Source organism: Butyrivibrio sp. AE3009 (assembly GCF_000420845.1).
Taxonomy (GTDB): domain Bacteria; phylum Bacillota; class Clostridia; order Lachnospirales; family Lachnospiraceae; genus Butyrivibrio.
Window position 1 is genome coordinate 1 of record NZ_ATVS01000031.1, and the last position, 16256, is coordinate 16256.

Here is a 16256-nt window from a genome sequence, read left to right on the forward strand (position 1 = left end):
TCTGCAAGAAGGCCAAGGACTACGATCTCATTTTTGTTCCTGCCGACGGCTTCGGAGCACCGGGATACTTCCGCATGGCTTACTGCATCGACACCGAGAAGGTTGAGAGAGCAATGGTCAAGCTCCGTGAATTCGTGGAGAAGGAATACAGAAAGTAATCTATTATATGATATGGGGTCAAAAGTCAAAAATGCGTACATGCTTGCATGTTAAGCATTTTGACTTTATGACCCGAACAAATATGAGGAATAAGCAATTTACGCAGTAAATTAGCGGTTTCCGAATATTTGCAGAATTGCGAAAATGACTTTAGTCATGGAGCAATTCGTATATCATATGGTGTCAAAAGGTACTTTTGACACCTACATCATTATATTTGAGGACGGAGATATTAAGAGTATGAAAAAAGAAGTGAAGATTCAGATCGGGGCAGAGGGGATCAAGGCTGCCTTCGTATACCTTATCATTACCGTTATTTATACTCTGCTTGTTATGAATGTGGACAAGGCGCCCATAGGACCAAATGATACAGTGGTGGGCTTTTCCAAGATTAACGGCAAGATGGCGGGAATATTTGGTTACAACTCTCTTTTTGACAAGATAACAGATGTCGCAATGCTTATTGCAATTCTTGTTGCGGCAGGATTTGCAGTGCTGGGACTTATTCAGCTGGTGAAGGGAAAGAGTCTTTTCAAAGTTGATAAGAAGATCTACGGACTGGCGCTGGTGTATGTTGTGGTTATGGTACTATATGTCTTTTTTGACAAAGTGCCCCTTAACTACAGGCCGGTACTGGTGCCCGGTGAGACTGAGCTGGAGGCATCATTTCCTTCCACTCACACCATGGTTATCTGCACGATACTGTCAACAGCTGTTCTTTTCTGGAGAAAGGTATTTGAAGGAGAGGGCAAGTATGTGAAGGATGTCAGTGTCAAGAACCTTGATGAGAAAAAAGGCGCAGCTTCTTCGGTATTTATCTCAGGAGACAGGGCCAAGCTTCGCAAAGGCCTTGAAACATGCGCACGCTTTATCATGTTCGTTGCGGTTATAGGAAGGATACTGGCAGGAGTTCATTGGATAACCGATATTCTCGGAGGCTTACTGATTTCCGCAACCATAACAGAGTTCTATAGCGCTCTTTTTATAGGAAAAACAGAGGAAGCGGACTGAAAGAGCGCATGGATGTTGAACAAATTGAGATGTTTTGTCAGCGGATGCGTTGACAATGCGGATTAAAGGGAGTAAACTCTATTTCGTAATCACTTTAGTGTTTTAACGAGCTGATTAAATCAAATGCGATTTTATGAGGAGGAGAACAAAAATGGCAGAGATTAAGAAGACAGATAGCACCGTTAAACCTGTTGCAGCAGCTACTGTAGTAGTTAAGAAGGCTGAAGTTAAGGCAGAGGCACCTAAGGCTGAGAAGAAAGAGACCAAGGTAGAAGCCAAGAAGCCTGCAGCTAAGAAGCCCGCAGCTAAGAAGCCTGCAGCAGCCAAGAAGGCTGAGCCCAAGAAGGCTACAGTTAAGAAGGAGACCAAGCCTGCAGCTAAGAAGGCTACAGCAGCCAAGAAGCCCGCTACCAAGAAGGCAGTAGCTCCCAAGGAAGATGTTAAGACCAACATCGTTCTTCAGTATGGCGACAGAGCTGTATCCTATGCAGATCTTGTACAGAATGCCAAGAACAAATTCCAGTACGATATGGGCGGAGACGCTGAGGCTGTTAAGAAGATCAATCTTTATGTTAAGCCTGAGGAGAACAAGGTTTACTTCGTAATGGACAACAAGGTACAGGGCAGCTACGATCTGTAATGTTCAATCCCGATATATATTCAGAGGCACTCACATCCGTGGGCGCCTCTTTTTTCTTAAAAAAAATTGGGGTCAGACCCCAATCACAGAATGTTCACAATCTCCTGATAGAATAGATCTTAGGCCCTGGTCAGGGCGACATGCCACATTCGTTGGCAGAGGCGATATCGCCGAAGAATACCCATATTACAATTCAATACAAGGAGAATTTATTAAGAAAAGACTTGACATTGCACAGTGTCAAACTTAAACTTAAAATTAACTTTTTGCAGATGGGGATATTGTACTCCAAACGCTTTAACACATAGAAGTGATAAAAGGCCAACGCTTTAAATCGCATTACGCTTTAAAATGTCACCGGGCCGAATATTATTCTGATAATTTGGAGAACTAAGCGTTTGTTGCAGGTACATTAGATGCAATAAGTCATGGAAAGAGTTTGTGTGGAGGTGTTTTTATGATTAAAGCTTCCTTTGAGAAGGTCAAAAGAGGTGCGTCCTCTGAGGCTTTTAAGGATGAAAACAGGCTTAATCTCGAAAAATCCGTCGGCGACAGTACATCTGAGACTGTCCGGGAGCATGTCTACATCGTCTTTTCCGGGGACATCAGCATCGAAAATGGCATAGAGACCATCGAGAACAAGGTCCTTTCAGGGGATCTGCTTGAGGTATCCAGATTTGATGTCAGAGGTCACGCAGCAGTGGCCATCGTAAGTACCTCCATTAGAAAAAAGATCGAGGATCTTCCTATTGTTGAGAAAGTCAAGGTTATGGAAGCTCTTCACCCAACCGTTGATAAAGCTGCACCGGTAACTTCATATACTAAGTAATCCTATTTAGTTTGAGACCGCTATCGATGCATTTTTATAAAGCACTACTATACTAACGACGGAGGAGAAAGTGTATGAAGAAAAAAATGTGCCCTGAAAAAGCGCTGGCTGTGATCCTTAGTGCATCACTGGCATTATCACCAGCAGTTACAGCTTCAGCTGCTTCAGGCGACGACGCTGAAGAGCTCTTTGAAGAAGTAGTATTAGAAGAGACAGGCGAAGAAGAGGAACTTAGTGAAGTTCCTGTAATGGAAAAGGTTGATCCTGCCAAGGTCGGCCTGGAGACATCCAAAGATGTCTTTGAGGGTAAGCTTGAGGATGTAGATGCCACCAAGCATGATCCCGACGAGCAGACCCGTGTAATTATCGTTATGGAGGGCGACAGCGTAATTGATGCAGGCTTTGATACTGCAGATCTTGCTGAAAATGACGCGGCCATGACTCTTTCCGATAATATCCTCAGTGAACAGGAGAGCACTGTTGAGAAGATCGAAGAGGAAGCTCTTGACGGAGACAAACTTGATGTTAACTTCAATTTCTCAATTCTCACCAATGCTGTATCAGCAGATGTAGCATACGGCGATATTGAGAAGATCAAAGAAGTAGACGGCGTTGCTGCAGTATATGTTGCTCAGCAGTACGAGCCTCTTATGTCAGCAGATCCCATGACAATTACTTCCGGAGATATGGTTGGAAGCTATTCAACATGGGCTAACGGCTATACCGGTGCCGGCACAAGAATTGCAATTATCGATACAGGTATCGATTCTGATCACCCTTCTTTTGACAGCGCAGCTTTTGATGCGCATCTTGCAGAGACAGCTCAGAAGGCAGGCAAAACAGTTGAGGATTACTCACTTCTTACAGCAGAAGAGATTGCCACTGTTCTTCCTAATCTTAATGCTTCCAAGATGAGCAAGGGTGATGATGAAGAAAAGGCAGTTGAACTTACAGCTGACCAGCTCTTTGTAAATGACAAGATTGCTTTTGCATATAACTATGTAGACAAGAACCTTGATATCACACATGATAACGATGAGCAGGGTGACCACGGAACACACGTATCCGGTATCGCTACTGCCAATGCCTATGTACCAAGCGCAGTTACAGAGACAGGCTTCGCTCAGCAGGCAGTAGGTGTTGTAGGTATCGCTCCCGATGCACAGCTCATCACCATGAAGGTATTCGGAACCAACGGTGGTGCATACAGTGATGATTACATGGCAGCTATCGAGGATGCTATCCTTCTTAAGGCTGACGTTGTTAACCTTTCACTTGGTTCATCCGTTGCCGGATATTCAGCTGATTCAGAGCAGTATATCAATGATATCTTTGACAAGCTTCAGGGAACCAGCACTGTTGTATCCATTTCCGCAGGTAACTCCGGACGTTGGGCAGACAGCTCACCTTATGGTGTTAACCTTTCAAAGGATGTTAACCAGGATACAGTAGGATCTCCCGGATCTTATTACAACGCTCTCACAGTAGCCAGTGCCAACAACAGCGGAATCACAGCCAACTACTTTGAGACAAAAGACGGTGCTAAGATCTTCTACAACGATGGTAATGACACACTTGCACCTAAGTTCAGAACACTTGATACATCAGCAGATCAGAACGGAACAGAGTATCCTTACGTTCTTCTTGCTGCCAAGGGTACTCCTGAAGATTACGACGGCGTTGATGTTAAGGGTAAGGTTGTATTCGTTCAGCGTGGTGGCATCACATTCGGTGAGAAGCAGCAGAACGCTGAGAACGCAGGCGCTGTTGCAGCTGTAATCTACAACAATCAGCCCGGCACTATCAGCATGACACTTCAGGGAAGCAAGGCAGTTATTCCTTGCGTATCCATCACTCTTGCAGAGGGAGAGGCTGTTGCAGCACTTTCCGAAGAAGTTGCTGAGGGTGTATATGAAGGAACCTTCAAGGTTGTATATAACGCAGCTACCAACTACAACGCAGCTGACGGCTACACAATGAGCTCCTTCTCATCCTACGGTGTTCCGGGAACTCTTGACCTCAAGCCTGAGATCACAGCACCCGGTGGAAACATCTACTCAACTATCGATAACGGCGATTACGGTCTCATGAGCGGAACTTCAATGGCAGCTCCTTCAGTTACAGGACAGAGCGCACTTGTTGAGCAGTACATCAGAGAGAACGGACTTGCAGAGAAGAACGGATTATCCGTACGTACACTTGCACAGTCACTTATTATGGCAACCGCAGTACCTCTTCACGAGGACAATGATCCTGAGAATCCTGAGGTTTCTCCCAGATCACAGGGTGCAGGTCTTGCCAATGTATATAACGCTGTAACATCACCTGTATATGCTCTTGTTGGTGCTAAGGAAGGCAATGATGGTAAGGTTAAGGCAGTTCTTGGCGATGATCCCAAGAAGAACGGCGCTTACAGCTTCTCATTTGACCTTTACAACCTTTCTGATGTCCCTCAGTACTATGTACTTGATGCATCTGTTCTTACAGAAGAGCTCTATGAGGAGTCAGGAATCAAATACTTTGTAGGATCATCACACAAGCTTAATCCTACAGTAACTCTTAAGGCAGACAAGACCAAGCTCGTATATGACCTTAACGGCGACGGCAAGGTTAACAAAAAAGACCGTGTTCCTTTCCTTAAGGCTGTAAACGGCTCTGTTGTTCTTCCTGCTCTTGAAGCTTGCCCGGATTATTTTGATTTCAACAACGACGGTGTTGTAAATACCAAGGACGTATATCTCTTCGGCAAACAGTTCATTAAGGGCGGCAAAGTAGTTGCTGACACCGCACTTAAGGCAGCAGTTGTTGAAGATAAAACCAATGTTAATGTTTCAATCAAACTGTCAGCAGAAGACAGAGAGTACCTTGCCGGATTTGAAAACGGTATGTATGTAGACGGATATGTATATGCTAAGGGTAATGTAACTCTTTCAGTTCCTTTCCTTGCATTCTATGGAAACTGGGGCGATTCCTCTATGTTCGAGGATTATGACTTCTACCTTGGCAAATATGATAAGGAATATGCAAGTAATGCATATATCTACAGTGGAGTTTCAGCAACCAACTTCCTCTCATTCTTCCCTTACGGAGATACAGATGAGGAAAATGAGTACTTCTTTGTTCCTAACCTGATCGCTACTGATGATGAGTACATTGCCGACAGACTTGCACTTAGTGCATCCAACGGAACAGCTCTTGGCAGCTTCTATTACACTCTTATCAGAAATGCAAGCAGACTGGTAACTACAATCAGCAACAAGAAGACCGGTGAAGTATACTTCCAGAAGCAGGAAGACGAGAACTACGCTTCCTTCGTTTACCAGCAGCAGTGGACAAACAACCTTCAGTCTCAGGATCTTATGTGGACAGGTACAGATGCTGAGGGCAATCCTCTTCCTGATGACACAGAGGTTGAAGTTAAGCTTACAGCAGTACCCAGCTACTATGATGGTGTTGATGATATCAGCACACTTACCGGTAAGGGATTAAGCATCGGATACTCATTTGCTATTGATAACGAGGATCCGGATATCGCAGAGATGTCAGCAAATGAAGACGGAACAATGAATGTCGTTGTTACCGATAACCGCTATGCGGCAGCAGTTATGGTTCTTGATGAGAACTTCGTGACTGTTGGCAAATATGCAGTAAACCAGAAGGTTAAAGGCGAAGATCAGACTCTTACAATCAAGGTTCCCGATGGAGAATTCTATGTAGAGGTTTATGACTATGCGCTTAATACCTGCATATATAAGTTCACACCTGCCGAGAAGGATACAGAGACAACTCAGTTCGTAACAAGCCTCACCGTTGAGAGCGAGGAGATGGACCTTGATGTAGGAAACAGAGCACTCATCAAAGTTACAGTAGGTCCCGAGAACCTTGAGAAAGGTTATGACGCAGTTGAGTTCACAAGCTCAGACGAGTCTGTTGCAACTGTAAGTGAGAACGGTACAGTAACAGCACTTAAGGAAGGCAGATGCACCATCCTTGTTACCACGAAAGCAACAGATAAGGATGGAAAGAACCTTACAGCAACAGTTTGGGTTACAGTAAGGGATTACGGCGGAGCAGATGATGATGAAGACTCAATAGTTGACATTTCAGAAGAACCATCTGAGGACGGAGTTCTGGAAGAAGTCGAAGAAATCGAAGTAGCCGAGGAAGTAGGAGGATCAACTAATGAATAAATTATTTAAAAGAGCAGCTGTTGCAGCTTTAACAGCAATCGTTCTTTTTGCCGGCATGCCTGCTAAATCCGTAAAGGCTGCAGAAGCAGCTCCTGTTCGCACAGTGGCAGAATTATCAGGATTGCCTGACAATCAGAAGATTGTATATAAGCTTAAGATTGAGAAAACAAAAGCAACCGACGGACAGATCGCAGTTTTATACGATCCCGAAGTGCTTAGCCTTGCTAAGAGCAGTGTAAACGGAATTTTTAGAGAGAGCGACGTAAACAAGAACTACACAGACGGCGATGAGACAGGACTTTCTATCGCATTTGTAGGCGACAATGCAGTTAAGGCTGACAGAACACTTCTGACACTTACCTTCAATGTTGCAAAGGGACTCGTAGCTCAGGATACAGTTATCAAGACCAAAGTTATCACACTTAACAATGAAGACGAAGTTCTTCTTGAAGATGTGACAATCGAGGACACCTTCAATGTAGGTAAAGGAAATATCATCGATCCTACGCTTGAGTATGTAAGCCAGACAATCCTCGGCGCAAAGGTTTTTTGGACCAGGGATGACAATGCTGACGGATTCCTTATTTATCGCAGAACAGGCAAGAATGGTGAGTTCGTTCAGGTTGGAGATGTAGGTAACAGAAGATCATTCTATGATTCCAAGGTTGCCAACAGAACAACATATTATTACAAGGTTGTTGCATACCAGAAAAACGGTGATGAGATTATTTACTCAAAAGAGTCAAACATCAAGTTTGTAACAATTGTAAAACTCTTCGGAATTTTCTAATCTGATTTATCCGTAAAGATTATAAAAGGGCTTGTCTCTGAATAGGAGGCAGGCCCTTTTTGCGGCGTTTTAGACAATAAACATTAACTATTTTTTTATAAATACATGGTTGACATTGATAGCCCATAGTGATAATTTATGATACAGAAGATGTTAGCACTCATATGACGTGAGTGCTAACACATTAAAAAGACTAACATACCTGCCAATGAATTTAAGCGCAAAATGCATAGGAAGGTGAACAATTTGGAACTGGATGAGAGAAAAAGAAAAATACTTCATGCCATAGTGAAGAACTACTTAGAGACCGGAGAGCCTGTGGGGAGCCGTACTATTTCCAAGTATACGGATCTTAACCTCAGCTCAGCCACCATCAGGAACGAGATGGCGGACCTTGAAGAGATGGGCCTTATACTTCAGCCCCACACTTCAGCCGGACGTATTCCTTCGGATCAGGGCTACAGAGTCTATGTGGATGAGATGCTCCGCGACAAGGAAAAAGAAGTGGAGAACATGAAGGAAATGCTCCTTGATAAAGAGGAGAAGCTTGAAAATCTCCTTAAGCAGGTAGCCAAGACACTGGCTGTGGATACCAACTACGCCACCATGATATCGGCTCCTCAGATCAGGAAGAACAAGCTGAAGTTCATTCAGATCTCCAAGGTTGACGAAGAACACCTTCTGGCCACCATCGTAATCGAGGGCAACGTGATCAAGAACAAGATCATCGCTGTTGAAGAGGTTCTGGATGATGCCACAATGCTCAAGCTTAACATTCTGCTGAATACAAGACTTGACGGTCTTGCAGTTGAGGACATCAACCTGGGACTTATAGCAGCAGTCAAGCAGGAAGCCGGAATACACAGCGAGATCATAGGCAACGTCATTGATGCAGCTGCCGAGTCCATAACAGCGGATGAGGACCTTCAGATCTACACCAGCGGCACAATGAACATTTTCAAATATCCGGAGCTTACAGACAACGCCAAGGCCAGCGAGCTTATAAGTACCTTCGAGGATACCAAGGATCTGTCGAGTATCGTGGAAGGAACCCTTGCCAACGAAGGCGAGGAGACAGGCATTCAGGTCTATATCGGCAATGAGACACCGGTTCAGGCCATGAAGGACTGCAGCGTGGTAACCGCCACATATGAGCTGGGCGACGGAATGAAGGGAACCGTCGGAATCATCGGCCCCAAGCGTATGGATTATGATAAGGTCATCACAACACTTAAGAATATGAGACATGCACTTGATGATTTATATAAAAAGAACTAGCAATAGGAGGCAAAGGTTTTGGGAAATACAGATAACAAGGCAGCTCATGACAAGAAGAAAACCATGAGTGAAAAAGAGATCCTTGAGAACATAATGGAGGAACTCGAGAATGAGGCCAATGAAAAGGCTGGGTCAGAGAAGTCTTCAGGCCAGAAGAGCAAGGATGAGACAGCTGAGGAAGCTGCAGGTAAAGCAGCTGCTGAGGAAGTAGCCAAGGAAGCGCCCGCAGCAGATAAGGCTCAGGCAGAAGAAACTTCTGATGAAGCATCCGCAGAGGGTGAGGAACCCAAGAAAAAGGGCCTGTTTGGCAAGAAAGACAAAAAGGATCCCCTTAAGGAGAAAGTTGACGAACTCAATGATAAGCTCATCAGACAGATGGCTGAGTTCGAGAACTTCAGGAAGAGAACTGACAAGGAGAAGGCTCAGATGTTTGAACAGGGCCAGGGTAACGTCCTTGAGAAGCTTCTTCCCGTTATAGATAACTTTGAGAGAGGCCTTGCGGCAGTTCCCGAGGAAGAGAAAGAGGGAGCATTCGCAGACGGCATGAACAAGATCTACAAGCAGCTTATCAAGCAGCTGGAGGACCTTGGAGTAACCCCGATTGAGGCTGTGGGTAAGGAATTCGATCCCAACCTTCACAACGCAGTAATGCAGGTTGAGAGTGCGGAATACGAATCCGGATTTGTTGCACAGGAACTTCAAAAGGGATATATGTTCCACGACACCGTACTCAGACACAGTATGGTAGCTGTTGCTCAGTAAGAAATTTAACCGGCGGAGTGGTTCGAATAGATTAAAACATTTGATTAAGTAAAACGGAGGAAAAAAACATGAGTAAGATAATCGGTATCGACCTTGGTACAACCAATAGCTGCGTAGCAGTTATGGAAGGTGGTAAGCCCACCGTTATTGCCAACGCAGAAGGCGCAAGAACAACACCTTCAATCGTTGCTTTCACAAAGAACGGAGAGAGAATCGTAGGTGAGCCTGCTAAGCGTCAGGCAGTTACCAACGCAGACAACACAATCGCATCAATTAAGAGAGACATGGGTACAGACCATGGCCGTACAATTGATGGCAAGAAGTATTCTCCTCAGCAGATTTCAGCTATGATCCTTCAGAAGCTTAAATCTGATGCAGAACAGTATCTCGGCGAAAAAGTTACAGAGGCGGTTATCACAGTTCCCGCTTACTTCAATGACGCACAGCGTCAGGCAACCAAGGATGCAGGCAAGATTGCAGGCCTTGAGGTAAAGAGAATCATCAACGAGCCTACAGCAGCAGCTCTTGCTTATGGTCTTGATAACGAAAAAGAGCAGAAGATCATGGTATATGACCTTGGTGGTGGTACATTCGATGTATCAATCATTGACATCGGTGACGGCGTTATCGAAGTTCTTTCAACCAACGGTGATACACATCTTGGTGGTGATGACTTTGACCAGGCTATCATCAACTGGATGGTTCAGGATTTCAAGAACAAGGAAGGCGTTGACCTTTCAGGCGACAAGATGGCTATGCAGAGACTTAAGGAAGCTGCAGAGAAGGCTAAGAAGGAGCTTTCATCAGCCACAACAACCAACATCAACCTTCCTTTCATTTCAGCAGGCGCTGACGGCCCTAAGCACTTCGATGTAGATCTTACAAGAGCTAAATTTGAGGAGCTCATTCACGATCTCGTTGAGAGAACAGCTATTCCCGTACAGAACGCTATGAAGGATGCAGGTCTTACAAACGCAGATCTTGGCAAGGTTCTCCTTGTTGGCGGATCAACTCGTGTTCCCTGCGTAGTAGAGAAGGTTAAGCAGCTCACAGGTCAGGAGCCTTCCAAGAGCCTTAACCCCGATGAGTGCGTAGCTATTGGTGCAGGTATCCAGGGTGGTAAGCTTGCCGGCGATGCAGGTGCAGGTGATATCCTCCTTCTTGACGTAACACCTCTTTCACTTTCAATCGAGACAATGGGTGGTGTTGCTACAAGACTTATCGAGAGAAATACAACTATTCCTACCAAGAAGAGCCAGGTATTCTCAACAGCCGCTGACAACCAGACAGCTGTAGATATCAACGTACTTCAGGGTGAGAGACAGTTTGCCAAGGATAATAAGTCCCTTGGACAGTTCAGACTTGACGGAATCCCTCCGGCAATGAGAGGAATCCCTCAGATCGAGGTTACCTTCGATATCGATGCAAACGGTATCGTTAATGTATCAGCTAAGGATCTTGGAACAGGTAAGGAGCAGCACATCACCATCACAGCAGGCTCCAACATGTCTGACGAAGATATCGACAAGGCTGTAAAAGAGGCTCAGGAGTATGAGGCTCAGGACAAGAAGCGTAAGGAAGGCATTGATGCCCGCAACGATGCTGACTCATTTGTATTCCAGACAGAGAAGGCACTTCAGGATGTAGGCGACAAGATCGATGCTTCTCAGAAGCAGACAGTAGAGGATGATATCAAGGCTCTCAAGGAAACTCTTGAGCAGACCAAGGATAAGGAGCTTTCAGACTCTGAGATTGATTCTCTTAAGAGCCAGAAGGAGAAGCTCATGAATGATGCTCAGGCACTCTTTGCCAAGATGTATGAGAATGCTCAGGGAGCAGCAGGTGCAGGCCCTAACATGGGTGGTGCAGCAGGCCCTGATATGGGCGGTGCTTCTTCCAGCTCATCATCTAACGATGACAACGTAGTTGACGGTGACTACAGGGAAGTATAACCTTAGTGGTATAATATGTAGCATTGCGAAAGCGTCAGCGGAGCAATGTGTATATCACGATGAGCATAGATGTAGATTAGGAGTAATATGGCAGAACAGAAGCGCGATTATTACGAGGTTCTCGGTGTCAGCAAGAGCGCTACCGAGGATGAGATTAAAAAAGCATACAGAGTCCTGGCTAAGAAGTACCATCCCGATATGAATCCCGGAGACCAGGCTGCAGCCGATAAATTCAAAGAGGCATCAGAGGCCTATGCAGTTCTTTCCGATCCTGAGAAGAAACGTCAGTATGATCAGTTTGGACATGCAGCCTTTGAAGGCGGCGGCAATCCCTTCAGCGGCGGTTTCGATTTTAACGGTGCTGATTTCGGAGATATTTTCGGAGATATTTTCGGAGACTTCTTCGGAGGCGGACGAGCAAGAGGCGGAGCAAGAAGTGGTCCCTCCAAGGGGGCTAACCTTCGTGCCAGCGTAAGGATCACCTTCCTGGAGGCCGTATTTGGCTGTGAGAAGGAGCTGGAGCTTACAATTAAGGATCCATGCCCTACCTGCCACGGCACCGGCGCTAAGCCCGGAACTCAGCCTCAGACCTGCTCCAAGTGCGGAGGTAAGGGACAGATTGTCTATACTCAGCAGTCCTTCTTCGGAACAGTCAGAAATGTTCAGACCTGTCCTGAATGTAGCGGAACCGGTAAGGTTATCAAGGACAAGTGCAGCGACTGTCACGGCACCGGCTATATCGCCAGCAGGAAGAAGATCAAGGTCACTATTCCCGCAGGTATCGATAACGGCCAGAGCGTAAGAATAAGAGATAAGGGTGAGCCCGGCATCAACGGCGGACCAAGAGGAGATCTTCTTGTTGAAGTTGTTGTATCAGATCATCCTATTTTCCAGAGAGAAGGCTATGATATCTATTCCGTAGTTCCCATGTCCTTTGCTATTGCAACACTTGGTGGAACCGTTATCATAGATACCGTGGATGGCAAGGTTGCTTATGATGTTAAGCCCGGAACCCAGACAGACACCAGAGTAAGACTTCGTGGCAAGGGTGTTCCTTCACTTCGTGATAAGGAAGTCAGAGGTGACCATTATGTGACCCTCGTTGTTCAGGTTCCTGAGAAGATTTCCAAGGAAGCCAAGGAGATTCTTAAGCAGTTCGATGAGAAAACCGGCGATTCCCTTACAGCAGCTGACCGTATCCTGGGCAGCGACGACAAGGGACCCTCAGACGGATCCGGCGGAAAGAAGAAAAAGGGCTTTTTCGGTAAGTGATATGAAATCCGCGTATGACCTATTTGCAAAAATGCTTGTTTTCGTCTGCGTGGTGATTTACTAAAACTCAAAAATGTGGGAGTGCTTCCTTTCAGCTTCGTTCAGAACAGTCAGCACCCCCGCATTTTTTCATTTTGTAAATCATCCTACTCGTCCGAGAACTACGTATTTTTGCAAACAGGTCTTACACGGATTTAAGTTTACATTTATTTAAATGGTAAAGTTTTGATATATGTGCTATACTTCGTTGGCTGGATTTATATTATACTTATGAGTGTAAAAACGGATTACCGTTTATTAAAACAATCATCAAACTATTTGAGGGCTTTAATTATGAAATGGATGCGTTTTAGAGTACGTACAAATGAAGAATCAGAGGATATCATTGTCAGCTACCTTGAGGATATAGGTCTTGAAGGAGCACAGATTGAGGATAATGCCCCTCTCACTGCCCAGGATAAGGAGCAGATGTTCATTGATGCTCCCGAGCTAGAGCCGGATGAGACTGATACAGGAATAGAGAGCGGAGTTGCCTATCTCAATTTTTTCCTTGAGATAGATGATGAGAACATGCTCACAGTTGAGGAGCCTGATGAGGACGGAAACTACGTTAAGGTTAAGAAGACTCCCGAGGAGATGCAGGCTCAGATCAGGGAGAAGCTGGATGAGCTCAAAGAGTTTTCTGATATCGGAGACGGCACCATATCTGTTGACGTAACTGAAGACATTGACTGGATCAATAACTGGAAGCAGTACTTCCACAAATTTTATATAGATGACATCCTTGTTATCCCTTCCTGGGAGAAGGAGAACGAGGAGGATAAGAATAAGGCAGAGATGGTGCTCCACATCGATCCCGGAACAGCCTTTGGAACCGGTATGCATGAGACCACTCAGCTCTGCATCAGAATGCTCAAAAAGTATGTAACCCCGGATACAGAGCTTCTGGACGTAGGAACAGGAAGCGGAGTTCTCTCCATCCTTGCCCTTATGTTTGGAGCGAAGCACGCTGTAGGCACTGACCTTGATAAGTGTGCAGTTCCGGCTGTAAAAGAGAATATGGAGAACAACGGCATTGCTGCCGACAAGTTCGACATGATGATCGGAAATATCATCGATGATAAGCAGGTTCAGGACAAAGTAGGGTACGACAAGTACGATATCGTTGTTGCCAATATTCTGGCCAACGTCCTTGTGCCACTTACCCCTGTCATCCTTGCGCAGCTTAAGAGCGGCGGAATCTATATTACTTCCGGAATTATCAATACCAAGGAAGAAGAGGTCAAAAAGGCACATCTTGATGCAGGACTTGAGATTCTCGAGATCCATCATCAGGGCGACTGGGTATCCATCACTTCGAGGAAAAACTGATGTATCATTTCTTTGTGGAAAGCAGCCAGCTCACACCGGATTATAAGAAGGTGGAGATAACAGGCGCAGATTACAATCATATAGCCCATGTCCTTCGTATGAAGGCCGGGGAGCAGTTTTCCGTCAGCATCAGAGATGATGAGGAGGGAAAAGAGCTTTTTTACGAGATAGAAGAAATAGACGACAGCCATGTAATAGGTAACCTCTGCTTCGTTGAAGAAGTGGGGAACGAGCTGCCTTCAAGGATCTATCTGTTTCAGGGACTTCCCAAGGTTGATAAGATGGAACTTATCATTCAGAAGGCTGTGGAGCTTGGCGCCTATCAGATAATCCCCATGGCCAGCAAGAGATGTGTTGTTAAGCTGGATGAGAAAAAGGCTCAGTCCAAGATCAAACGCTGGCAGGCTATCTCCGAGGCAGCGGCCAAGCAGAGTAAGAGAGCTATTATCCCTGAGGTCGCTATGCCAATGACCATGAAGCAGGCAGTGGAATTTTGCAAGGACATGGCTGTAAAGCTCATTCCCTATGAGAATGCAGAGCACATCGATGAGACCAAGAAGCTCATAGAGGGAATAAAGCCCGGACAGGACATAGCCGTTTTTATCGGCCCTGAAGGAGGATTTTCCGATGAGGAGATAGAGCTCTGCAGAAATAACGATATTAAACCCATAACACTTGGAAAGAGAATCCTCAGAACAGAAACTGCGGGATTCACTATCATTTCCTGGCTTATGTATCATCTCGAGGGATGACATAGCCAAAAAGGGTAACGATACAATTTAAATCATCATTACAAGGAATATTACAGCAATGGAAGCATATTTAGACAATTCAGCAACCACGAGAGTCTTCGATGAAGTCGCAGACCTGGTGGTTAAGGTTATGACAGAAGAATACGGCAATCCTTCCAGCGTCCATCATATGGGACATATGGCCTACGACAGGGTTAACGGCGCCAGGGAGACTATAGCAGCCACCTTGAAGTGCGAGCCCTCAGAGATTCTTTTTACCTCCGGAGGAACGGAGTCAGACAACACAGCAATAATCGGTGTGGCAAGGGCTAACAAGTGGCGTGGCAAGCATATTATCACCACCTCTGTTGAGCATCCTGCGGTATATGAGACCTGCGGATATCTGGAAAAAGAGGGCTTTGAGATAACCTATCTTCCTGTTAATGAGGAAGGTGTCATCAGCCTTGAGGATCTGAAAAATGCCATCAGGAAGGACACGATCCTTGTTTCGATGATGTTTGTTAACAACGAGATAGGCTCTGTGATGCCCATAGAAGAGGCAGGTAAGCTGATCAAATCCATTAACCCCGACACCTACTTCCACGTAGATGCGGTGCAGGCCTATGGTAAGCTTCAGATAAGACCAAGAAGAATGAATATCGATCTTCTTGCTGTCAGCAGCCACAAGATCCACGGCCCCAAGGGAATCGGCTTTTTGTATATCAAAAAGGGAACCAAGATCACTCCCATCAACTACGGCGGAGGTCAGCAAAAGGGCATGAGATCCGGCACCGAGAACGTGCCCGGAATCGCAGGAATGGCCCTGGCTGCCAAAATGTGCGACGAACATCTTAAGGCAGAGAAGGACAAGCTCTATGAGCTCAAAGAGTATCTTGTGAAGTCGCTTAATGATAAGCTGACCGACATCAAGATCAACGGCCCCAAAGGAAGAGACGGAGCGCCCCATATCGTGAGCGTATCCATCAGAGGCCTGGCAGCCGAGACCATACTTAATATGCTCAGCAGCAAGGGAATCTACGTGTCGGCAGGAAGCGCCTGCGCCTCCAATAATCCGCACATTTCAGGCACTCTTCAGTCCATCGGTCTTGAAAGTGACTTGCTTGAATCCACAATCCGTATTAGTATGTCATTCATGACTACCAAAGAGGAACTTGATCTTCTTGTGGATACCCTTAGCGAGCAGGTGGATACCATGAGACAGTTCTACAGACACTGATACATTAGTTTTTTTATAAAAAAGAGGATTAAAA

At 45.5% G+C, this 16256-nt stretch carries 12 protein-coding genes; all 12 read left to right on the top strand.

What is annotated here, in order from left to right:
* Positions 1-399 precede the first annotated feature (399 nt).
* The 12 genes from G588_RS0113820 (at position 400) to G588_RS0113875 (ending at position 16222) form a co-directional block, all read left to right on the top strand.
* Positions 400-1170, top strand: coding sequence for a phosphatase PAP2 family protein (locus G588_RS0113820; protein WP_196804986.1), 771 nt, complete (start codon positions 400-402; stop codon positions 1168-1170).
* Between the two features lie 151 nt (positions 1171-1321).
* Positions 1322-1810 carry a DUF6465 family protein gene (locus G588_RS20360; protein ID WP_022779329.1) on the top strand — a complete coding sequence of 163 codons (489 nt, stop codon included), beginning with the start codon at positions 1322-1324 and terminating at the stop codon, positions 1808-1810.
* Between the two features lie 457 nt (positions 1811-2267).
* Positions 2268-2639, top strand: a complete 372-nt coding sequence (locus tag G588_RS0113830) for a hypothetical protein (protein WP_022779330.1) — start codon at positions 2268-2270, stop codon at positions 2637-2639.
* 74 nt (positions 2640-2713) lie between these two features.
* Entirely contained in the window at positions 2714-6829 is a 4116-nt protein-coding gene (locus G588_RS20365) for a S8 family serine peptidase (protein ID WP_022779331.1), read from the top strand.
* On the top strand, positions 6822-7619 hold the full coding sequence (locus tag G588_RS0113840; RefSeq protein WP_022779332.1) for a hypothetical protein: 798 nt from the start codon (positions 6822-6824) through the stop codon (positions 7617-7619). The genes G588_RS20365 and G588_RS0113840 overlap by 8 nt, the downstream gene beginning before the upstream one ends.
* Before the next feature lie 225 nt (positions 7620-7844).
* Positions 7845-8897: a heat-inducible transcriptional repressor HrcA gene (gene hrcA / locus G588_RS0113845; protein ID WP_035788579.1), complete on the top strand. Its 1053-nt coding sequence runs from the start codon at positions 7845-7847 to the stop codon at positions 8895-8897.
* Between the two features lie 63 nt (positions 8898-8960).
* The gene (gene grpE, locus G588_RS0113850; RefSeq protein WP_026668792.1) at positions 8961-9659 is read left to right on the top strand and encodes a nucleotide exchange factor GrpE; all 699 of its coding nucleotides are present in this window, start codon (positions 8961-8963) and stop codon (positions 9657-9659) included.
* Positions 9660-9727: 68 nt separating this feature from the next.
* The gene (gene dnaK, locus G588_RS0113855) at positions 9728-11611 is read left to right on the top strand and encodes a molecular chaperone DnaK (RefSeq protein ID WP_022779335.1); all 1884 of its coding nucleotides are present in this window, start codon (positions 9728-9730) and stop codon (positions 11609-11611) included.
* Between the two features lie 87 nt (positions 11612-11698).
* On the top strand, positions 11699-12883 hold the full coding sequence (gene dnaJ / locus G588_RS0113860) for a molecular chaperone DnaJ (protein WP_022779336.1): 1185 nt from the start codon (positions 11699-11701) through the stop codon (positions 12881-12883).
* A gap of 333 nt (positions 12884-13216) precedes the next feature.
* Complete coding sequence (gene prmA, locus G588_RS0113865) at positions 13217-14254, top strand: 50S ribosomal protein L11 methyltransferase (RefSeq protein WP_022779337.1); 1038 nt, start codon at positions 13217-13219, stop codon at positions 14252-14254.
* Positions 14254-15006, top strand: coding sequence for an RsmE family RNA methyltransferase (locus G588_RS0113870; protein WP_022779338.1), 753 nt, complete (start codon positions 14254-14256; stop codon positions 15004-15006). The genes prmA and G588_RS0113870 overlap by 1 nt, the downstream gene beginning before the upstream one ends.
* Before the next feature lie 58 nt (positions 15007-15064).
* Positions 15065-16222, top strand: coding sequence for a cysteine desulfurase family protein (locus G588_RS0113875; protein WP_022779339.1), 1158 nt, complete (start codon positions 15065-15067; stop codon positions 16220-16222).
* The last annotated feature ends 34 nt before the right edge of the window (positions 16223-16256 follow it).